The organism is Streptomyces sp. NBC_00654, from assembly GCF_026341775.1.
Lineage (GTDB): Bacteria > Actinomycetota > Actinomycetes > Streptomycetales > Streptomycetaceae > Streptomyces.
Map to the genome: position 1 here is coordinate 2,670,605 of NZ_JAPEOB010000002.1, position 20,454 is coordinate 2,691,058.

At 72.1% G+C, this 20,454-nt stretch carries 14 protein-coding genes; 13 read left to right on the plus strand and 1 reads right to left on the minus strand.

Annotated features, from left to right (window positions below; genetic code table 11):
- Positions 1 to 126: 126 nt before the first annotated feature.
- Positions 127 to 3,120: a beta-N-acetylglucosaminidase domain-containing protein gene (locus OHA98_RS32140; RefSeq protein WP_266930729.1), complete on the plus strand. Its 2,994-nt coding sequence runs from the start codon at positions 127 to 129 to the stop codon at positions 3,118 to 3,120.
- Between the two features lie 46 nt (positions 3,121 to 3,166).
- On the opposite strand, the gene OHA98_RS32145 is transcribed toward OHA98_RS32140, so the two are convergent.
- On the minus strand, positions 3,167 to 3,703 hold the full coding sequence (locus OHA98_RS32145; protein ID WP_266930731.1) for an HNH endonuclease: 537 nt from the start codon (positions 3,701 to 3,703) through the stop codon (positions 3,167 to 3,169).
- Between the two features lie 328 nt (positions 3,704 to 4,031).
- Between OHA98_RS32145 and OHA98_RS32150 the strand changes: the two genes are divergently transcribed.
- The 12 genes from OHA98_RS32150 to OHA98_RS32205 all read left to right on the plus strand — a co-directional run bounded on the left by OHA98_RS32150 (position 4,032) and on the right by OHA98_RS32205 (position 20,435).
- A complete protein-coding gene (locus OHA98_RS32150; RefSeq protein WP_266930732.1) occupies positions 4,032 to 5,096 on the plus strand; it encodes a mechanosensitive ion channel family protein in 1,065 nt (354 codons plus the stop codon).
- 198 nt (positions 5,097 to 5,294) lie between these two features.
- On the plus strand, positions 5,295 to 6,500 hold the full coding sequence (locus OHA98_RS32155; RefSeq protein ID WP_266930733.1) for an ROK family transcriptional regulator: 1,206 nt from the start codon (positions 5,295 to 5,297) through the stop codon (positions 6,498 to 6,500).
- 83 nt (positions 6,501 to 6,583) lie between these two features.
- Positions 6,584 to 7,915, plus strand: a complete 1,332-nt coding sequence (locus OHA98_RS32160) for an ABC transporter substrate-binding protein (RefSeq protein ID WP_266930734.1) — start codon at positions 6,584 to 6,586, stop codon at positions 7,913 to 7,915.
- A gap of 7 nt (positions 7,916 to 7,922) precedes the next feature.
- Positions 7,923 to 8,864, plus strand: coding sequence for a carbohydrate ABC transporter permease (locus tag OHA98_RS32165; RefSeq protein ID WP_266930736.1), 942 nt, complete (start codon positions 7,923 to 7,925; stop codon positions 8,862 to 8,864).
- Between the two features lie 3 nt (positions 8,865 to 8,867).
- Entirely contained in the window at positions 8,868 to 9,764 is an 897-nt protein-coding gene (locus OHA98_RS32170) for a carbohydrate ABC transporter permease (protein WP_266930738.1), read from the plus strand.
- Positions 9,765 to 9,766: 2 nt separating this feature from the next.
- The gene (locus tag OHA98_RS32175) at positions 9,767 to 11,032 is read left to right on the plus strand and encodes a 6-phospho-beta-glucosidase (protein ID WP_266930740.1); all 1,266 of its coding nucleotides are present in this window, start codon (positions 9,767 to 9,769) and stop codon (positions 11,030 to 11,032) included.
- Entirely contained in the window at positions 11,023 to 11,997 is a 975-nt protein-coding gene (locus OHA98_RS32180) for an N-acetylglucosamine kinase (RefSeq protein ID WP_266930742.1), read from the plus strand. The genes OHA98_RS32175 and OHA98_RS32180 overlap by 10 nt, the downstream gene beginning before the upstream one ends.
- A gap of 332 nt (positions 11,998 to 12,329) precedes the next feature.
- Entirely contained in the window at positions 12,330 to 13,760 is a 1,431-nt protein-coding gene (locus OHA98_RS32185) for a hypothetical protein (RefSeq protein ID WP_266930744.1), read from the plus strand.
- An 11-nt stretch (positions 13,761 to 13,771) separates the two neighbouring features.
- On the plus strand, positions 13,772 to 14,818 hold the full coding sequence (locus OHA98_RS32190; protein ID WP_266930746.1) for a glutamate ABC transporter substrate-binding protein: 1,047 nt from the start codon (positions 13,772 to 13,774) through the stop codon (positions 14,816 to 14,818).
- 48 nt (positions 14,819 to 14,866) lie between these two features.
- On the plus strand, positions 14,867 to 16,213 hold the full coding sequence (locus tag OHA98_RS32195) for a hypothetical protein (protein ID WP_266930748.1): 1,347 nt from the start codon (positions 14,867 to 14,869) through the stop codon (positions 16,211 to 16,213).
- Entirely contained in the window at positions 16,210 to 19,011 is a 2,802-nt protein-coding gene (locus tag OHA98_RS32200) for a serine/threonine-protein kinase (protein WP_266930750.1), read from the plus strand. The genes OHA98_RS32195 and OHA98_RS32200 overlap by 4 nt, the downstream gene beginning before the upstream one ends.
- Positions 19,012 to 19,013: 2 nt before the next feature.
- Entirely contained in the window at positions 19,014 to 20,435 is a 1,422-nt protein-coding gene (locus tag OHA98_RS32205; protein ID WP_266930751.1) for a PP2C family serine/threonine-protein phosphatase, read from the plus strand.
- The last annotated feature ends 19 nt before the right edge of the window (positions 20,436 to 20,454 follow it).

The following is a 20,454-nucleotide window of genomic DNA, read 5'->3' on the forward strand; positions in this document are numbered from 1 at the left end:
TACAGGTCATCAGGAACCGCACCCGTCAACACTCCGGTCATATCCGACAGAACAGCCACGCACATTGACACCCTCGGTCCCGGGTGGTGGGCTCGGAGCCCACCGGTGGGACGAGGGGAGAGCGACGTGCAGTTCGGGCGCAGAAGGCACGCGACGGCTGTCGCCGTCGCCGTGATCGGCGGACTCCTCGGCGCCGTCGCCCCGGCCGCGACGGCCGCCCCCGTCGTACCCGGTCAGCGGGCCGCCACCTCGCCCGACCGCGCCGACAGCGCGCGGCTGCCGTCCGTCTGGCCCCGGCCGCAGAGCATCAAGCCCGCCGGGCAGGCCGTGCCGCTCGGCACCGAGGCCACCGTCGTCGTGGGCGCGGACGCCGATCCGTACGCCGTGGACGCGCTGCGCGGCGTGCTGCGCCAGGCAGGGGTACGGACCCTGCACGAGGCCCTGCCCGGCCGTGGCCCGGTCTTCCGGATCGGCGGCGCGGGCGCCCTGGACGCGCTGCGGTCCCTGCGCGCGCCGGAGCGCGCCGACCTGCCCCCGGGCGGCTACCGGATCGCCGTCGGCCAGGTCGCGGGGCGCTCCACCGTCGCGCTGGACGGCATCGGCGAGGACGGCCTCTTCCACGGTGTCCAGACGCTGCGTCAGCTGGTGCGGGACGGATCGGTGGCCGGGGTCGTGGTGCGCGACTGGCCGGGCACCGCCGTACGCGGCATGGCCGAGGGCTTCTACGGACAGCCGTGGACACGTGAGGAGCGGCTCGCGCAGATCGGGTTCATGGGGCGGACGAAGCAGAACCGCTACCTGTACGCGGCGGGCGACGACCCCTACCGGCTGGCCCGCTGGCGCGACCCGTACCCGGCCGAGGGGCGCGCCGAGTTCAGGGCGCTGGCCCAGAAGGCCCGCGCCGAGCATGTGACGCTCGGCTGGGCGGTCTCCCCCGGCCAGGCGATGTGCATGTCGTCGGACAGTGACATCAGGGCACTGGCCCGGAAGGCCGACGCCATGTGGGCGCTGGGCGTACGGGTCTTCCAGCTGCAGTTCCAGGACGTCAGCTACAGCGAGTGGCACTGCGACCAGGACGCGGAGACCTTCGGCAGCGGCCCCCGGGCGGCGGCCAGGGCGCAGGCCCGGGTGGCCGGCGCGCTGGCCCAGCACCTGGCGGACCGTCACCCGGGCTCGGCTCCGCTGTCGGTGCTGCCGACGGAGTTCTACCAGGACGGCGCCACCGACTACCGCACGGCGCTCGCCGCAGAGCTGGACGACCGGGTGCAGGTGGCGTGGACCGGCGTCGGGGTCGTGCCGAGGACCATCACCGGGCGGGAACTGGCCGGGGCCCGTGCCGCGTTCCGGCACCCGCTGGTCACCATGGACAACTACCCGGTCAACGACTACGCGCAGGACCGGATCTTCCTGGGCCCGTACACCGGCCGGGAACCGGCGGTGGCGAGCGGTTCGGCCGCGCTGCTCGCCAACGCGATGGAGCAGGCGTCCGCCTCCCGCATCCCGCTGTTCACCGCCGCCGACTTCGCCTGGAACCCGAAGGGGTACCGGCCGCAGGAGTCGTGGCATGCGGCGATCGACGACCTGGCGGGCGGGGACGCCCGGACCCGGGACGCGCTGCGGGCCCTCGCGGGCAACAGCGCGGCCTCCGTGCTCGGCGGCGACGAGTCCGCCTATCTCCGGCCGCTGCTCGCCGCGTTCTGGAAGTCCCGTGCGGCGGACGTGACGGTGCGCGACGAGGCGGCGCGCGAGCTGCGGGCGGCCTTCTCCGTGATGCGGGAGGCCCCCGAGCGGCTGAAGGCCCCGGCGGACGGACGGCTGGACGAGGAAGTGCGGCCGTGGACCGAGCAGCTGGCCCGGTACGGCGAGGCGGGCGAACTGGCCGTCGATCTGCTCCAGGCGCAGGCGCGCGGGGACGGGGCGGCCGCCTGGCGGGCGCAGCTCGCCCTGGAGCCCCTGCGCGAGAGGATCGCGGCGAGCGGCGCGACCGTCGGCAAGGGTGTGCTGGGCCCCTTCCTGGACCGGGCCCGCAAGGCCGCCGACGGCTGGAACGGTGCCGACCGCACGGCCGGGACGGTCACCAGGGACGCGCACAGCTACACCGTCCGGCTGAACCGGGCCCGTCCCGTCGAGGCCGTGACCACGATGACGGAGCCGGGCGGCGGATTCACCGACGCCGTCCTGGAGGCCCATGTACCGGGCGAGGGCTGGCGCCCCCTGGGCAGGCTCTCGGCGGCCGGCTGGACCCAGACGGCGGCGAAGGGGCTGCGGGCGGACGCGGTGCGCGTCACCGTGCCCCGGGCCGCCCGGAACGCTCCCCCGGCCTTCATGAGCCCGGCCCTGCCCGCCGCCCCGCGCGTGGACCCGGACGCCCTGAAGGTGCGGAACCTGATCCCGTGGTTCGGTGACGAACCGGCGGCCAAGCTCGAACTCGCACGCGGCGAGACGGACGCGGAGATCGGCGGCGGCCCGCAGCGCGTGGCGGCCCGGCTGGCCGGACAGCGGCCCGAGGAGGTGCACGGCGCGCTCACCGCGAAGGCCCCCAAGGGCATCGAGGTGCGGGTCCCGAAGCGGACGACGGTGCCGCGCGGCTCCCGGACCGAGGTCCCCGTGGACATCACGGTCCCGGCGGACACCCCGGCCGGCGAGTACGCGGTGCCGTTCACCTTCGGCGGCGAGGAGAGCACCCTGACGGTGCGGGCCTACCCGCGGACGGCGGGGCCCGATCTGGCCCGTACGGCCACGGCGTCCTCGTCCGGCGACGAGACCCCGGACTTCCCCGCCTCGGCGGCCTCCGACGGGGACCCCGCCACCCGGTGGTCCTCACCGGTCGAGGACGGCGCCTGGTGGCAGACCGAGCTGGCGGAGCCCGTACGGCTGGGCCAGGTCGTGCTGCGCTGGCAGGACGCGCACGCCTCCCGCTACCGCATACAGGTCTCCGCGGACGGCCGCAGCTGGCGTACGGCGGCCACCGTGCGGGAGGGCAGGGGCGGGCGCGAGTCGGTCCGGATGGACGCCAAGGACACCCGGTTCATCAGGGTGCAGGGCGACGGCCGGGCCACCGAGTACGGCTACTCGCTCTGGTCGGTGGAGGCGTACGCCGTCGCTCCGGACAGCCCCTGAGGCGCGCCCCGTACCGAGCGCGTCCAGCACGGCGAAGGCCCGGGTCTCAGGCGGAAACGCCGTCGATCCGGGCCATCGCGTCGTCCGCGCCGAACGGTTGCAGATACGGCAGCCAGCGCGGGTCCCGGTGTCCGGTCCCGATGATCCGCCAGGCCAGGCCGGTCGGCGGGGCGGGCTCATGGCGCAGCCGCCAGCCGAGCTCGGGCAGATGCCGGTCCGCCTTGACGTGGTTGCAGCGGCGGCAGGCCGCCACCACGTTGTCCCAGGCGTGCTGTCCGCCCCGGCTGCGCGGAATGACATGGTCGACGCTGGTCGCGGCGGCGCCGCAGTACATACAGCGTCCGCCGTCCCTGGCGAACAGCGCCCGGCGTGTCAGCGGTACGGGCCCCCGGTAGGGGACCCGTACGAACCGCTTGAGGCGGACGACGCTGGGCGCGGGTACGGCACGGGTCGCGCTGCGCAGGAGGGAGCCGGACTCCTCCAGGCAGATCGCCTTGTTTTCGAGCACGAGGACGAGCGCGCGGCGGAGCGGTACGACGCCGAGCGGCTCGTACGACGCGTTGAGAACCAGGACGTGCGGCACGGTGGATGCCTCCTTGTACGCCGGCGGCGCGTGGCTCGCGCCGGGACGATCCGGTCTCAGTCTCTCCTCCGGCCTGGTCGGAGCGCCACCACGTACGGGTAACGGGCCGGGAGGATTTTCCTCACCACCCGCCCGGACGCACCGCCGCGGCCCACCGGAACAGCGGCTTCACCGGAGTGGGGAGCGGCATTGTGCGATCGGCCACAGAACGGGTATGCGCGGGTGAGACGTGTCTCTCTCCCGCGAACACGGCAACGATCCGCCGCACCGGCTTCGTTAGTGTGGTTGACCAGGCTCTCAGCCGTCGTACCCCTTGGAGGTCCTCACCGTGTCCCTGTCAGCCCTCTTGGCCGCAGCTCCGTCACCCGGGCCGGGCGGCTCGCTGGACGAAGCCGCCGAGCAGGCCGGCAACGCCGCGGGCTGGGTCGAGGAGAACTGGTCCACCTGGCTGAACACCGGTCTGCGCATCGTGCTCATCGCGGCCATCGCGATCGTGCTGCGCTATGTGATCCGCCGTGCCCTGACCAACCTCATAGAACGGATGAACCGCAGCGCCCAGGCGGTGGAGGGCACCGCGCTGGGCGGCCTGCTGGTCAACGCCGAGCGCAGACGCCAGCGCTCCGAGGCGATCGGCTCGGTGCTGCGCTCGGTGACCTCGTTCCTGATCCTGGGCACGGCCGCCCTGATGATCCTCGGCGCGTTCCAGATCAATCTGGCGCCGCTGCTGGCCTCGGCCGGTGTGGCCGGGGTGGCGCTGGGCTTCGGCGCCCGCAATCTCGTCACCGACTTCCTCTCCGGGGTCTTCATGATCCTGGAGGACCAGTACGGCGTCGGGGACACCATCGACGCGGGCGTCGCCTCCGGTGAGGTCATCGAGGTGGGTCTGCGGGTCACCAAGCTGCGCGGCGACAACGGCGAGATCTGGTACGTCCGCAACGGCGAGGTCAAGCGGATCGGCAACCTCAGCCAGGGCTGGTCCACGGCCGGTGTGGATGTGACGGTGCGTCCCACCGAGGACCTGGAGGAGGTCCGCGCGGCGATCACCGCCGCCGCCGGGACCATGGCGAAGGAGGACCCCTGGTCGGAGCGGCTGTGGGGCCCGGTGGAGGTGCTGGGGCTGGACGCCGTCCTGCTGGACTCCATGACGGTCCGGGTCACCGCGAAGACGATGCCGGGCAAGGCGCTGGGCGTGGAGCGCGAGCTGCGCTGGCGGATCAAGCGGTCCCTGGACGAGGCCGGCATCCGGATGGTCGGGACCCTGCCCGTCCAGGCGGACGGCGCTCCGGCCCCGGACCCGACGGCCGGAATGGCCGCCCCGTCGGCGTACGCCTCCTCCACCTCGCCGCAGTCGATGGCCGCGACACCGATCACACCGCCGAACATCACGAAGTAGCACCCGTCCGGGTGAACGGTGAGGGGCGCTCCGCGACTGTTCGCGGGGCGCCCCTCCGGCGTAGGGCGGGTACGGCCACCCTTCAGGTAACGCTTTGGTTGCCACAGGGGTGTGAACCATTGACGGTGCGGTGACCTGCGCCATACCGTCCTCTCACCGAATAGGAAAGTTTCCTAACAGAGGGCGGGTGCATCGATCATGGCGGGGACCACACCGGGTACGCCACGCGTCCTGCGCGCGATGAACGACCGGGCCGCCCTCGACCTGCTGCTGGAGCACGGCCCGCTCTCCCGGACGAAGATCGGGAAGCTGACCGGTCTGTCCAAGCCCACCGCCTCCCAGCTGCTGGCGCGGCTGGAGGCGGCCGGACTGGTCGTGGCCACCGGCACCAGCGAGGGGCGCCCCGGGCCCAACGCGCAGCTGTACACGGTGAACGCGCGGGCCGCCCATGTGGCCGGGCTCGATGTGAGCACCCAGCGGATCGTCGCCGCGGTCGCCGATGTGACCGGTGAGACCGTCGGCGAGTTCGAGCTGCGCACCCCCGGCCGGCGCGCCGTCGGCGTGGTGCGGCAGGTCGCCGACGCGCTGGACGGCGCGGTCAAGGACGCCGGGCTGACCCGCGCCGATGTGCACCGGGTCGTCATCGGGACGCCGGGGGCCTTCGACCCCGGGACCGGACGGCTGCGCTACGCCTCGCACCTGCCCGGCTGGCACTCCACCACCCTGCTGGACGAGCTGGCCGCGTTCCTGCCGATGCCGGTGGAGTACGAGAACGATGTGAATCTGGTGGCCGTGGCCGAGCAGCGGCTCGGCGCGGCCCGCGGCGACGAGGACTTCGTCCTGCTGTGGAACCAGGAGGGCCTCGGCGCCGCCCTGGTCATCAACGGCCGGCTGCACCGCGGCTTCACCGGCGGTGCGGGTGAGGTCGGTTTCCTGCCGGTGCCGGGCACTCCGCTCGTACGCCAGGTCGTCAAGGCCAACAGCGGTGGCTTCCAGGAGCTGGCGGGCGCCCAGGCGCTGCCCCGGCTCGCGAGGTCGCTCGGCATCGACACCCCGCAGCAGCCCTACTCCGAGGTCGCCGCGGCCCTGCTCGTGCGGGCCGTCGCCGCGTACGAGCAGGACGGGCCGCTGACGGAGCTGCTGCGCCAGTACGCCCAGCGGCTCGCCACCGGTCTCGCCTCCGTCACCGCCGTCCTCGACCCCGGGCTGATCGTGCTCTCCGGTGAGCTGGTCTCCTCGGGCGGTGAGCTCCTGCGGTCCCTGATCCAGTCCGAGCTCGCCGAGCTCGCGGCGTCCCGGCCCCGTCTCGTCCTCGGCGAGATCGACCGGCATCCGGTCCTGCGCGGTGCCCTGGAAAGGGCCCTCGCCGACACCCGCGACGAAGTGTTCGACACCTCTCGCTGAGTCCCGCACACCGCCTCACCCGTCGTACCGCTTGTCCCCCGCTTCCATCCCCTGCCCCTTTCCCTGTCCCTGGGAGTTCCGTCATGCGCACCAGCCGTCTGACCACCACCGCTGTCGCCGTCGCGGCGATCTCGGTTCTCGCCTCCGCGTGTACCGGCCAGTCCGGGTCCGCCGCGAACGACGACCCGAACGCGAAGACCACGATCAACTTCTGGCACGGCTGGAGCGCGCCCGCCGAGGTCAAGGCGGTCCAGGACAACGTCGACCGGTTCGAGAAGGCCCACCCGAACATCAAGGTCAACGTCGTCGGCAACATCAATGACGACAAGCTCAACCAGTCGCTGCGCGCGGGCGGTTCGAAGGGGCCCGACGTGGTGTCGTCCTTCACCACGGCCAATGTCGGCAAGTTCTGCTCGTCCGGCGCCTTCGCCGATCTGAAGCCCTTCATCGAGAAGTCGAAGCTCGACCTGGAGAAGACCTTCCCGAAGGTCCTGCTGGACTACACGCAGTTCGAGGGCAAGCGCTGCGCCCTGCCGCTGCTCGCCGACGCGTACGGGCTGTACTACAACAAGGACGCCTTCGAGAAGGCCGGGATCACCGCGCCGCCGCAGACGATGTCGGAGCTGGCGAGCGTCGCGAAGAAGCTGACCGTCGAGAAGGGCGACAGCTACCAGCAGCTCGGCTTCATGCCGAACTTCCACGGTTACGAGACGGTCGCCGACCACTACATGTCCTCGTGGGACCACAAGTACTTCGACGAGAACGGCACGTCCAACGTCGCCAAGGACCCGGCGTTCGCGGAGATGTTCACGTACCAGAAGAAGCTGGTCGCCGACCTCGGCGGCTACCAGAAGCTGGAGAAGTACCGCGGCACTTTCGGTGACGAGTGGGGCTCCAAGCACCCGTTCCACACCGGCCAGGTCGCCATGCAGCTGGACGGCGAGTGGCGTCTGGGCATGGCCTTGGACGCCAAGGTGCCGTTCGAGATCGGTGTCGCGCCGATGCCCGTCGCCGACGACGAGGCCGACAGCTACGGCAAGGGCTTCCTCTCCGGCACGATCATGGGCATCGCCCCGGCCAGCAAGAAGCAGAACGCGGCCTGGGAGCTGGTCGAGTTCATGACCAGCGACACGAAGGCCGTCGTCGACTTCGCCAACGGCATCCGCAACGTGCCCTCCACCTTCGCCGCGCTGAACTCCCCCGACCTGAAGTTCGACCCGCGCTTCAAGACCTTCCTGGACATCGCCCAGCACCCCGGGTCCAACACCCCGGACGGGGCCATCAACGGCTCGACGTACCAGCAGACCATCCAGGACTTCGGCTACCAGTACGAGAAGGGCTCGGTGAAGGATCTGACGGCCGGTCTGGAGAAGACCGCCGAGCAGATCGACACCGACATCGCCAAGGCCAAGTAACAGCACGATGACGACGCACACGCTCCGCGCCAAGCGCCGCAGGTCGGCCCTTCGGACAGCGGCCTTCATGTCGCCGTGGCTGATCGGGTTCACCGTCTTCTTCGCGTACCCGATGGTCTCGACCGTCTACTTCTCCTTCATGGAGTACGACGGTTTCGGCGCGCCGGTCTTCAACGGCCTCACGAACTGGACGTATGTCTTCGAGGACTACCCCATGTTCTGGCCGTCGCTGCGCAACACGCTCTGGCTGGTGCTCGTCATGGTCACCTGCCGGGTCGTCTTCGGCCTCGGCGTCGGCCTGCTGATCACCAAGATCAAGACGGGCACGGGAGTCTTCCGCACCCTGTTCTACCTGCCCTACCTCGCACCGCCGGTCGCCGCGACGCTGGCCTTCGTCTTCCTGCTCAACCCGGGGACGGGGCCGGTCAACTCGATCCTCGGGGACCTGGGGCTGCCGACGCCCGGGTGGTTCAACGACGCCTCCTGGTCCAAGCCGGCGCTCACCATGCTCGCGGTCTGGGGCATCGGCGATCTGATGGTCATCTTCATGGCCGCCCTGCTCGACGTGCCGACCGAGCAGTACGAGGCCGCCGAGCTCGACGGTGCCTCGCCCTGGCAGAAGTTCCGCTTCGTGACACTGCCGAACATCTCGCCGATCGTGATGTTCGCCGTGGTCACCGGAGTGATCCAGGCCATGCAGTACTACACACAGCCCCTGGTCGCCGGGAAGGTCGCCTCCGGCATCATCGGCGGCTCCGGCCAGTCCTTCGAGCCGGGCTATCCCGACAAGTCGACACTGACGCTTCCGCAGCTCGTCTACAACCTCGGCTTCCAGCGCTTCGACTACGGCTCCGCCTGTGTCGTGGCCCTCGTCCTGTTCGCCCTGGCCATGACCTTCACCGCGCTGCTGATGCGGGGCCGCAACAACCTTCTCCAGGCCGGTGACTGAGTCATGACCCAACTCCTCGACAAGCCCGCGGCCCCGGTGGCCGACGAGCCGACGCCCGCCGAGCGGGTGGCACGCCGCAAGGCGCTGCTGCACTGGATCGCCGTGCACTCGCTGGGCATCGCCGCCGCGCTCTTCTTCGTGCTGCCGTTCGTCTTCGTCGTGCTGACCTCGCTGATGAGCGACCAGCAGGCGCTGACCCGCGACCTCACCCCGAACACCTGGGAGTGGGACAACTACAAGCGGGTCTTCAACACCCCGGGCTTCCTGACCTGGTGGCGCAACACCCTGCTGTACGCGGGGGTCGGCACCGTGCTGACGGTGGTGTCGTCCGTACCCGTGGCGTACGCGCTCGCCAAGTTCCGCTTCCGCGGCCGCAAGCTGTCGCTGATGCTCGTCATCTCGATGATGATGCTGCCGCCGCAGGTCGTCATCATCCCGATGTACCTGTTCTGGGCGAAGCAGCTGGACCTGTCCGGCACGCTCTGGCCGCTGATCATCCCGATGGCCTTCGGCGACGCGTTCTCCATCTTCCTGCTGCGGCAGTTCCTCCTGACCATCCCCAACGAGTACCTCGATGCGGCCAAGGTCGACGGCTGCGGCGAATTCCGCACGCTGATCAGGGTCGTTCTGCCGATGGCCAAGCCCGGCATCGCGGCGATCGCGCTGTTCCAGTTCTTCGCCGCCTGGAACGACTACTTCGGCCCGCAGATCTACGCCTCGGAGAACCCGGCCGCCTGGACGCTCAGTTACGGCCTGGAGTCCTTCAAGGGCGCGCACCACACCGACTGGAATCTGACCATGGCCGCGACCGTACTGGTCATGGCCCCTGTGATCGCCGTCTTCTTCTTCGCCCAGAAGGCATTCGTCGAAGGCGTCACACTGACCGGAGTAAAGGGCTGACCATGAAGCTCGCAGTAGTTGGTGGCGGGTCCACCTACACCCCCGAACTGATCGACGGCTTCGCACGGCTGCGCGACACCCTGCCGGTCGAGGAGCTCGTGCTCATCGACCCGGCGGCCGACCGGCTGGAACTGATCGGCGGACTCGCCCGGCGGATCTTCGCCAAGCAGGGCCACCCGGGGAAGATCACCACGACCTCCGACCTGGACGCGGGCGTCGCCGACGCCGACGCGGTCCTGCTCCAGCTGCGCGTCGGCGGACAGGCCGCGCGCAACAAGGACGAGACCTGGCCGCTGGAGTGCGGCTGCGTCGGCCAGGAGACCACCGGGGCCGGCGGCCTCGCCAAGGCGCTGCGCACGGTGCCGGTCGTCCTCGACATCGCCGAGCGGGTCCGCCGCTCCAACCCGAACGCCTGGATCATCGACTTCACCAACCCGGTCGGCATCGTCACCCGGGCGCTCCTCCAGGCCGGCCACAAGGCCGTCGGCCTGTGCAACGTGGCCATCGGCTTCCAGCGCAAGTTCGCCCGGCTGCTCGACGTCACCCCGGGCGAGGTCCACCTGGACCACGTCGGGCTGAACCACCTGACCTGGGAGCTCGGGGTGCGCCTGGGCGGCTCCGAGGGCGAGAACGTCCTGCCGAAGCTGCTCGCGGAGCACGGCGACACCATCGCGGACGACCTGCGGATGCCGCGCGCGATCGTGGACCGGCTCGGCGTCGTCCCCTCGTACTACCTGCGGTACTTCTACTCGCACGACGAGGTCGTCCGGGAGCTCGGCACCAAGCCGTCCCGGGCCGCCGAGGTCGCGGCGATGGAGAAGGAACTCCTGGAGATGTACGGGGACCCGGCGCTCGACGAGAAGCCCACGCTGCTCGGCAAGCGCGGCGGCGCCTTCTACTCGGAGGCGGCCGTGGACCTGGCGGCCTCGCTGCTCGGCGGCACCGGTTCCGCGGTGCAGGTCGTCAACACGTACAACAACGGGACACTGCCGTTCCTCGCGGACGACGCGGTGATCGAGGTGCAGGCCCGGATCGACGGCACCGGCGCCACCCCGCTGGCCGTCCCGTCGCTGGACCCGCTGTACGCCGGTCTCATCGCCAACGTCACGGCGTACGAGGACCTCGCCCTGGAGGCGGCGCTGCGCGGCGGCCGGGACCGGGTCTTCAAGGCGCTGCTCTCGCACCCGCTGGTCGGGCAGTACGAGTACGCCGAGGGCCTCACCGACCGGCTGATCGCCCACAACCGGGAGCACCTCGCGTGGGCGTGAATGTCTCGGTCGTCGCCATCGACGCGGGAAACAGCAAGACCGATGTGGCACTGATCGGCGAGGACGGGAGCGTGCTGGGCACGGCCCGCGGCGGTGGCTTCCAGCCGCCCGCCGTCGGGGTGTCCGCCGCGCTCGACGTGCTGTCCGGGATTCTGGACCGGGCGGTCGCGGCGGCCGGCGGGAGTGTCGGGAACATCGGGCATGTCTCCGCGTGCCTGGCCAACGCCGATCTGCCGGTCGAGGAGGCGGAGCTGACCGAGGCTCTGCTCGCCCGCGGCTGGGCCGGCACCGTGGAGGTGCGCAACGACACCTTCGCGATACTGCGGGCCGGGGTGGACGAGCCCAGGGGCGTGGCCGTCGTCTGCGGTGCCGGGATCAACTGTGTCGGCATGGTGCCGGACGGACGCACCGCCCGCTTCCCCGCGATAGGCCGGATCTCCGGTGACTGGGGCGGCGGCGCGGGGATCGCCGAGGAGGCCATGTGGTTCGCCGCGCGGGCCGAGGACGGCCGCGGTGAGCCCACGGAGCTGGTCCGTACACTGCCCGGCCACTTCGGGCTCGACACGATGTACGCGCTGATCGAGGCGCTGCACCGGGGGCGGGTCCCGTACGAGCGGCGCCATGAGCTCACCCCGGTGCTGTTCGCCACGAGCGCGGCCGGTGACCCGGTGGCGGGCTCCGTGGTGAACCGGCTGGCGGAGGAGGTGGTCGCGATGGCCTCGGTCGCGCTGGGCCGTCTCGGTCTGCTGGACGAGGAGGCGCCGGTCGTCCTGGGCGGCAGTGTGCTGGCCGCACGCCACCCCCAGCTGGACGACGGGATCGCCCGGCTCCTCGCGGCCCGCGCCCCGAAGGCGGTGGTCCGGGTGGTGTCGCAGCCGCCGGTCCTGGGGGCCGCGCTGCTGGGTCTCGACCATGTGGGTGCGGCGCCCGAGGTGCACCGGAGGCTGCGCGCCCAGTACACCTGACACACTGAGCACTCCGTGGGGGCGTCTCCCAGCGTTCGCGCCGGGGGACGCCCCCACTGCTCCGAGGGAACCGATCAGTGGTCAGGGACGTGTTCCTGGTGGGGAGATCGGTGCGCGCGGGGACGCTCCGCGTCGCTCGCGGGGATGTTCGGGGCTTGTTACGGTGATCGTCTTGATCGGCTGCGCTCGCCCTGATCGAATGCGGGGACCGATGCAGGATCCAGGCGTTCGTCATGTGGACTCCGTTCCCTGCGGCCATACTTCTGGCCGGGTACCAGTTCCCCGACCGGCCGGGGGGCCGGGCCACCGTCAGTGACCGAGGGGGAGGTCGAGTGACACACCCGCCGATGGGGGGCTCGCGGGCGGAGCGGGCACCGGCTCAGCCGTCCGTGCCCGCTCAGCCTTCCGTGCCCGCTCAGCCTTTCGCGCCTGCTCAGCCTTCCGTACCCGCGCGGCGCCGTGGTGCCTGGACCGGGCAGACGGAGCGGCTGCGGGCCGCGGCGACGACCGAACCCGGCCGGCTGCAGATCATCGGAGCCGTACTGGCGCTGCTGGTCGTGACGTTCGGGGCGGTGACGGCCATGGAGATCTCGGGCCGGGCCTCCGCCGCCGACGACGTGGTCAGCCGCAGTCAGCCGCTGAGCGCGGACGCGGCGGCCATCTACCGCTCGCTCGCCGACGCGGACACGATGGCGGCGAGCGGGTTCCTGGCGGGGGCCCAGGAGCCGAGGAACGTGCACGAGCAGTACGAGCGGGACATCAGGGACGCCTCGCGGCTGCTGGTGAAGGCCGCGGCGGGCACGGACGCCACGACCAGGTCCCGGCACGAGATCGCCACGCTGAACGAAACGCTGCCGGTGTACACCGGTCTGATCGAGCGGGCCCGCGCCAACAACCGGCAGGGCCTGCCGCTGGGCGGGGCCTATCTCCGGTACGCGAACCAGAAGATGAGCGACGAACTGCTGCCGGCCGCCGAGCGGCTGTACGTGGCGGAGACGGGGCGGCTCGGCCGTGACTCCGCCGACGCCCGGCAGTTCCCGTATCTCTCCCTGGTGGCCGGGGTCGTGGTGCTGGCCGCGCTGGTGTGGCTCCAGCGGCGCAACTACCGTCGTACCAACCGGGTCTTCAACCACGGCCTGCTGGCGGCCACGGCCGCCGCGACCGTGCTGCTGCTGTGGACGGCGGTGGGGCACACGGTGGCACGGACCGAGCTGCGTGCCGCGATGGTTCACGGGCAGGAGTCACTCGATGTCCTCAACAACGCGCGGATCAGCTCCCTGAAGGCGCGCGCCAATGAGAACCTCACCCTGGTCGCCCGTGGTGCCGTACTGACCGAGGACGGCACCGCGGACAAGTACGAGACCGACTACACCACAGGCATGAAGGCGCTCGGCACGCAGTTGGAGAAGGCCGGGAAGCTCGCCGACAACCCCCAGGGGAGAGAGCCGGTGGCGCAGGCCATCACCAGTGTGACCGAGTGGCAGGCCCGTCACCGCGAGGCCCGCGCGACCGACGACAACGGCGACTACGACGGTGCGCTGAAGCAGATCATCGGCCCGGAGGACACCACGGGCGAGTCGTTCCACCAGGTGGACACGGCGCTGGAGAAGGCGCTCGCCCATGAGCAGGGCGAGTTCACCCGGTCGGCGACGGACGGGCGCGGCGCGCTGGGCGGGCTGCCGGTCGGGGCCGCCGCGCTGGCGGTGCTGGGCGCGGCGGCCGTCGTCGTGGGCGTCAACCGCAGGCTCTCGGAGTACCGGTGAGAGGGGCAGCGATGACCGGGGCGAAGGACTGGGCCGCGCGTGGCGGACTGCGCGGCTGGGGCGGGGTGACGGGCATGGCGGTCGCCTGTGCCGTCACGGCCTCGCTCACCCTGCTGCCGCTGTCCCACGGCCGTACGGGACCGTTCGGCACGGACCCGGCGGGCACGGGGCGGACATCGGCGGTGCCCGCGCGGGCGGAGGCGTGCACCGAACCGGAGGCGAGCCTGCCCGCGTCCAGGGAGAGCGGGCCGAACATCGAGAAGATCCGCGAGCGCGGCAAGCTGATCGCCGGTGTCGACCAGAACAGCTTCCAGTGGGGTTACCGCAACCCGGGCAATCCGGAGACCGGCTCGCTCGAAGGCTTCGACATCGATCTGGTGCGGGCCATCGCGCAGGACATCCTGGGCGACCGCGACGCGGTGATCTTCCGGGCCATTCCCACCAACCAGCGCATCACGGCCCTGGAGCAGGAACGGGTCGACGTGGTCGTGCGGACGATGACGATCAACTGCAAGCGGCTGGAGCAGGTGTCCTTCTCCACGGCCTACTTCCAGACCGGGCAGCAGGTCCTGGCCCCGAAGGACTCGACGATCACGGGGTACGACTCCTCGCTGAAGGGGAAGCGCGTCTGCACCGCCGAGGGCTCCACCGCGTACGAGGCGCTGGAGAAGCAGTCCTTCGGCGCGGTGTTCAAGGACGACGCCGACGGCACCGGGCGGGACAAGGACCAGCTGACCGTGCCCAACCAGCTGGACTGTCTGGTCCGTCTCCAGCTCGGCGAGGTCGACGCGATCGTCACGGACAACGCCCTGGCGGCGGGCCAGGCGGCGCAGGACCCGGCGGTGGCCCTCAAGGGCGACAAGCCGTTCACCACCGAGTACTACGGCGTGGCGGCGAAGAAGGGCGCGGACGATCTGGTGGCCCGCGTCAACCAGGTGCTGGTCGACTACCGCGCGGGCGGGAACGACAGCCCCTGGATGCGTTCGTACCGCGACTGGCTGGAGACCGGGCTGCCCGGGATCAAGGCGCCGCCGGCGCCCAAGTACCGGAGCAACTGATCCCGTTCCGGGCCCATGGGCCCGGCGGGGAGAGCTGAGAGGTGATCGATGGGCGTGGCGGGATCCTTCCCCAGCTTCGCGGGGAAGCCCCCCGGCCCGGTCATGGACCGGGAGGAGGCGGACCGTGCGCTGGCCCGGCTCGGCGCGGAGCACGAGGCCATCGAGACCTCGCTCCTCGCCCTCCAGGACCATGCCGGCCGCCGGCTCCTGGAGGGCGCCGAGCTGACCGGGGTCACCCGTGACCGCTGGGCCACGACCGATCAGGCGATCACCCTGCTGTGGGGGTACTTCGACGCGTACGCCGGCGCGCTGGCCCAGGCCCGCGAGGTCCGGGCCCGCAGGCGCTACCCGAACCGGGACGACCTGGTCGCCCTGACCGGACTGCTGCGCGGGGAGGGCGTCACGGTGGCGAACACCGCGGCGCTGTCCGCTCCTTCGATCACCGGTCCGGCCCGGCTCTCCGAGCGGTTCACGCTGGAGGAGCTGGTGGGCCGGATGAACGAGCTGTACGCCCGCTCGCTGGACATGGTCGTCGCCTCGGACTCCGTATGGTCCGCGCTGCCCGCCCGGATAGACCTGCTCGCCGCCGAACTCCACCGGACCCGCTCACTGGCCCACTCGGTGGGGGTACGTCCCGGTGAGCATCCGGCGGGCGACGACCTGGAGGAGATCACCCGGGAGCTGACCACGCTGCGGGTGCAGGTGATCTCGGACCCGCTGGCGTTCTGGCTGTCGGGCCCCGGCAGCGCGGCGCCCGGCGGCGGGCGCCCGGACACCACCCGGTACGACCGGGCGGCCCGCGCCCTGGAGGACGTACGCCGGGAGATCGAGGCGGTGCTCGCGGTCCGGCAGGACGCCGAACAGCGCCTGGTCCAGCTGCGGGACGTGCTCTCGCGGGCGGACCGCACGCTGGCCGAGGCCCGCGCGGCGCGCGGCGAGGTGCTGGCGAAGATCGCCGCGTCCGAGGTGCCCGCGGTGAGCGGCCCGCCGACGGCTCTTCAGGAGCGGCTGGCGGCCGCGTCCGACTACCGCAGGCATGCCCTGTGGCACCGGCTCTCGCCGCTCCTGGAGTCGCTGGAGCGGGAGGCCGAGGACGAGTTGCTGCGGGCCCGGGAGTCGCTGACGTCCGTCACCGCGCCGCTCGCGGTCCGCGCGGAGCTGCGCGGCCGGCTCGACGCGTACAAGGCGAAGGTGGCCCGGCACGGGCTCGCGGAGGACCCGCTCCTGATCGAGCGGTACGACGCCGCGCGCCGGATGCTGTGGAGCGCCCCGTGCGATCTGCGGGTCGCCGGGCAGGCGGTGCTGCGCTACCAGCGGACGGCCGCGGAACTGCTGACACCGCAGCGGCCGTCCTCACCGGAGGACCGTCGGGGCGAACAGGGGGATACACGATGAGTACGCAGTGCCAGCGCCCCGCGTGCGAGGGCAGTTACGAGGACATGGGCGGCGGTGAGCTGTACTGCGACACCTGCGGGCTGGCGCCGGTCGTCTCACCGAACGGCATGGTCTCCTCGCCGGCCACGGGCATCGCGGGCGGCGGCCGGGCGAGCGGCCGGGGCAGCAGCGGTTCCCAGCGGTCGGCCTCGCGCGCCTCGTCACGGGCCTCCTCACGGTCCTCGACCTCGCGGCGCTCCGTCTCCGGACGGCTGTCGCGCTCGCTGTCCGGTGCCTCCACCTCCCGTTCGGTGTCGGTGCGTTCCTCGGGGACCGCGTCCGGCTCCTCCGGCCGGGGCAGGCTGGGCGCGGGCCTGGTGCAGGTCCCGGACGTGCCGCGCCCCGACCCGCGTACCGCCGTGATGGAGAATCCCGAGGTCCCCGAGCGCAAGCGGTTCTGCTCCCGGTCCGACTGCGGGGCGCCGGTGGGCCGGGCGCGCGGCGAGCGGCCGGGCCGCACCGAGGGGTTCTGCACGAAGTGCGGCCACCCCTATTCCTTCGTGCCGAAGCTGAGCGGCGGGGACATCGTGCACGGCCAGTACGAGGTCGCGGGCTGTCTGGCGCACGGCGGGCTCGGCTGGGTCTACCTCGCGGTGGACCGTGCCGTCTCCGACCGCTGGGTGGTCCTCAAGGGCCTGCTGGACACGGGTGACCAGGACGCGATGGCCGCGGCCATCTCGGAGCGCCGCTTCCTCGCGGAGATCGAGCACTCCAACATCGTCCGCATCTACAACTTCGTCGAGCACCTCGATCAGCGGACCGGGTCGCTCGACGGCTACATAGTGATGGAGTACGTCGGCGGCAAGGCGCTCAAGGAGATCGCGAACGAGCGCCGCACCCCGGCCGGGAAGCGGGACCCGCTGCCGGTCGAGCAGGCGTGCGCGTACGGGATCGAGGCCCTGGAGGCACTCGGCCATCTGCACAGCCGCAATCTGCTGTACTGCGACTTCAAGGTCGACAACGCGATCCAGACCGAGGACCAGCTCAAGCTGATCGACATGGGCGCGGTGCGCCGGATGGACGACGAGGAGTCGGCCATCTACGGCACCGTGGGCTACCAGGCGCCCGAGGTCGCGGAGGTCGGCCCGTCGGTCGCCTCCGACCTGTACACGGTCGCGCGGACGCTCGCGGTGCTCACCTTCGACTTCCAGGGGTACACGAACGTCTTCGTGGACTCGCTGCCGGACCCGGACAACATCGAGGTGTTCCGGACGTACGAGTCGTTCTACCGGCTGCTGGTACGGGCCACCGACCCGGATCCGGCGCGGCGCTTCGCCTCGGCGACGGAGATGGCCGAGCAGCTGACGGGGGTGCTGCGGGAGGTCGTGGCACTCCAGACGGGACGGCCGCGGCCGGCGCTGTCGACGCTCTTCGGTACGGAACTCCGGGTGACGGACACGGAGTTGTTCTTCGAGCTGACGGGAGACGTGTCCCGGCTGGGCGTCCGGGCCGATCCGGTGGGCGGCGCGCGGCCGGGCCGGCGCAAGCGCCGCGCGGGCTCCGGTGCCGCGCCGCCCCCGGCCCCGGGTACGGCCGCGACAGCGGTGGCGGGCGCGCCTCCGGCGGGCGGCCCGGCCACGGGGCTGCCGCCGGCGCCCGGGTACCACGCCGCGGGCGGCGCCCCGCTGTCGGCGCCGCTGTCGGCGCCGCTCACCCATGTGCAGGGCGGCTCCGGCGGTCCCGGGTACGGCGCGGGTGGCGTTCAGGCGCCCCCGTACACACCGGTCCAGGCCGCCGTTCCGGCACCCCGGACGGCGGTGGCCGGCCCGGCCCGGCCACCGGGAGCGGCCGGCGCCGGTCAGGGCGTCCGGCTCCCCGGGCTCGACGCGCGGGGCACCTCGCTCGCGCTGCCGGTGCCCCGGGTCGACACCGCCGACCCGAACGCCGGTTTCCTCGCCGGGCTGATGGCGTCCGCGCCCGCCGAACTGATCGCCGCGCTCCACTCCGTGCCCGCCGCCTCGCTGGAGACCCGGCTGCGGGAGCTGCGGGCCCGGCTGGAGATGGGTGAACCGGACTCCGCCGCGCAGACGCTGAGCGCTCTGGAGGGGCAGCACCCGGACGACTGGCGGGTCGTCTGGTACCGGGGCATCACCTCGCTGGTGACCGGGGACAACGAGAACGCCGCGCTGTCCTTCGACGCGGTCTACGACGCCTTTCCCGGGGAGCCCGCGCCCAAGCTGGCGCTGGGCATCTGCGCGGAGGTGCTGGGCCAGCTGGACAACGCCGCCGAGTACTACCGCCTGGTGTGGGCGACGGACCCGAGTTTCGTCAGCGCCGCCTTCGGCCTGGCCCGGGTGCAGATCGCCGCCGGGGACCGGGCCGGGTCGGTGCGCACCCTGGAGTCGGTGCCGGAGGCGTCGATCCACTACACGGCGGCACGGGTCGCCGCCGTGCGGGCCCGGCTGCGTGAACGTGCCCCCGGGGAACCCCTGCTGACGGACCTGACGGCCGCCGCGATCCAGGTGTCGGCGCTGGCCGGCTTCGGACTGGACCCGGTGCGCCGCGAGCAGTTGTCGACCGAGGTACTGGGCAAGGCACTGGACTGGGTACTCTCCGGTAGTCCCGGTGCGTCCCCGGTCGGTCCGTCCGCCGGTGCCCCGGGCACACACAGACTGCTCGGCACCGAACTGGACGAGCGGGGACTGCGGTTCGGGCTGGAGCGCTCGTACCGGATGCTCGCCCGGCTCGCCCAGCGGGGCGACGAGAGGATCGAACTGGTGGAGCGGGCCAACCGTTTCCGCCCCCGGACGTGGGTGTGAAGATGTCACAGATCCACCAGCAGACCTCCTTGTCGAGGTGCCCCGGCTGCGAGGAGCCGCTGGAGTCGGGCGACCTGTTCTGCGGTGCGTGCGGGTACGACCTGTCGGCCGTACCCCCACCGCCGGGCGACCGGCCGACGGTGCCCATCGCCGTGCCGGTGACGGGCGCGCCCGCGGCCGGTGCCCCGGGCGCCGGTCCGGACGCGGGTGCCGGTGCCGCTCCGGGTGCCGGTGCGGTGGACTGGCCCGCGGCGTCCGAGGTCGACAGCTCCGATCTGCCCGCTCCCCTGCACCGTGCGGCCGACCTGCCCGGTACGGACTCGGGCGGCAAGCCGCTGCCCACCACGGACCCGGACCCCGGCCCGGCCCCGGTGCGCCATGACGCCCCGGGCGGCCCGGCAGGCGCAGTCCCCCCGGACGACTCGGGCGACTTCGCGCTGGCGGCGCCAGACCCCCGTACGGCGGAGCACACCACCACCCCGGCGGCGGGCACCAAGCTCTGCGTGGCCTGCCGTTCGGGCCGGGTGGACACCGACGGCTACTGCGAGAACTGCGGCCACGCGCAGCCCCGCGAGCGTGACCACATGGAACAGGAACTGGGCTCGGTGGCCGCGGTCAGCGACCGGGGTCTGCGCCACCACCGCAACGAGGACTCCTTCGCGGTGTCCTCGACCGCCCTGCCGGACGGCTCACCGGCCGTCGTCGCGATCGTCTGCGACGGCGTCTCCTCCGCGAGCCGCCCCGACGAGGCCTCGGCCGCCGCCGCGAGCTGCGCCAACGAGGCACTGCTGGAGTCGCTGCCGCGCGGTACGCATCCCCAGCAGGCCATGCACGACGCGATCATCGCCGCGTCGGAGGCGGTCAACGCGCTGGCCCAGGAGCCGGGCCGGGTGCCGGAGCACGAGGCCCACCGGCATCAGAACGCCCCGGCCTGCACGCTGGTCGGCGCGATCATGGCGGGCGGTCTGCTGGTGATCGGCTGGGTCGGTGACAGCCGGGTCTACTGGGTCCCGGACGACCGCACCAACCCGCCCGCCCGGCTCACCGAGGACGACTCGTGGGCCGCGCAGATGGTGGCGGCCGGCCTGATGAACGAGGCGGAGGCGTACGCGGACGAGCGCGCCCACGCCATCACGGGCTGGCTCGGCGCCGACAGCTACGAACTGGAGCCGCACACCGCCTCGTTCAAGCCGGACCGGCCGGGTCTGGTGGTGGTGTGCACGGACGGGCTCTGGAACTACGCGGAGTCCGCCGCGGAGATGGCCGCGGCCGTACCTCCGGACGCGTACGCACGGCCGCTGCACGGTGCCCGGGTACTGGTGGGGCACGCGCTCGACGGCGGGGGCCACGACAACGTAACAGTGGCGCTGCTGCCGTTCGCCGTACCCGCGCAGAGGGCAGGATCGGCCCACAGCACCGCGTGAGCCCCGGTTCCTGCTTCAC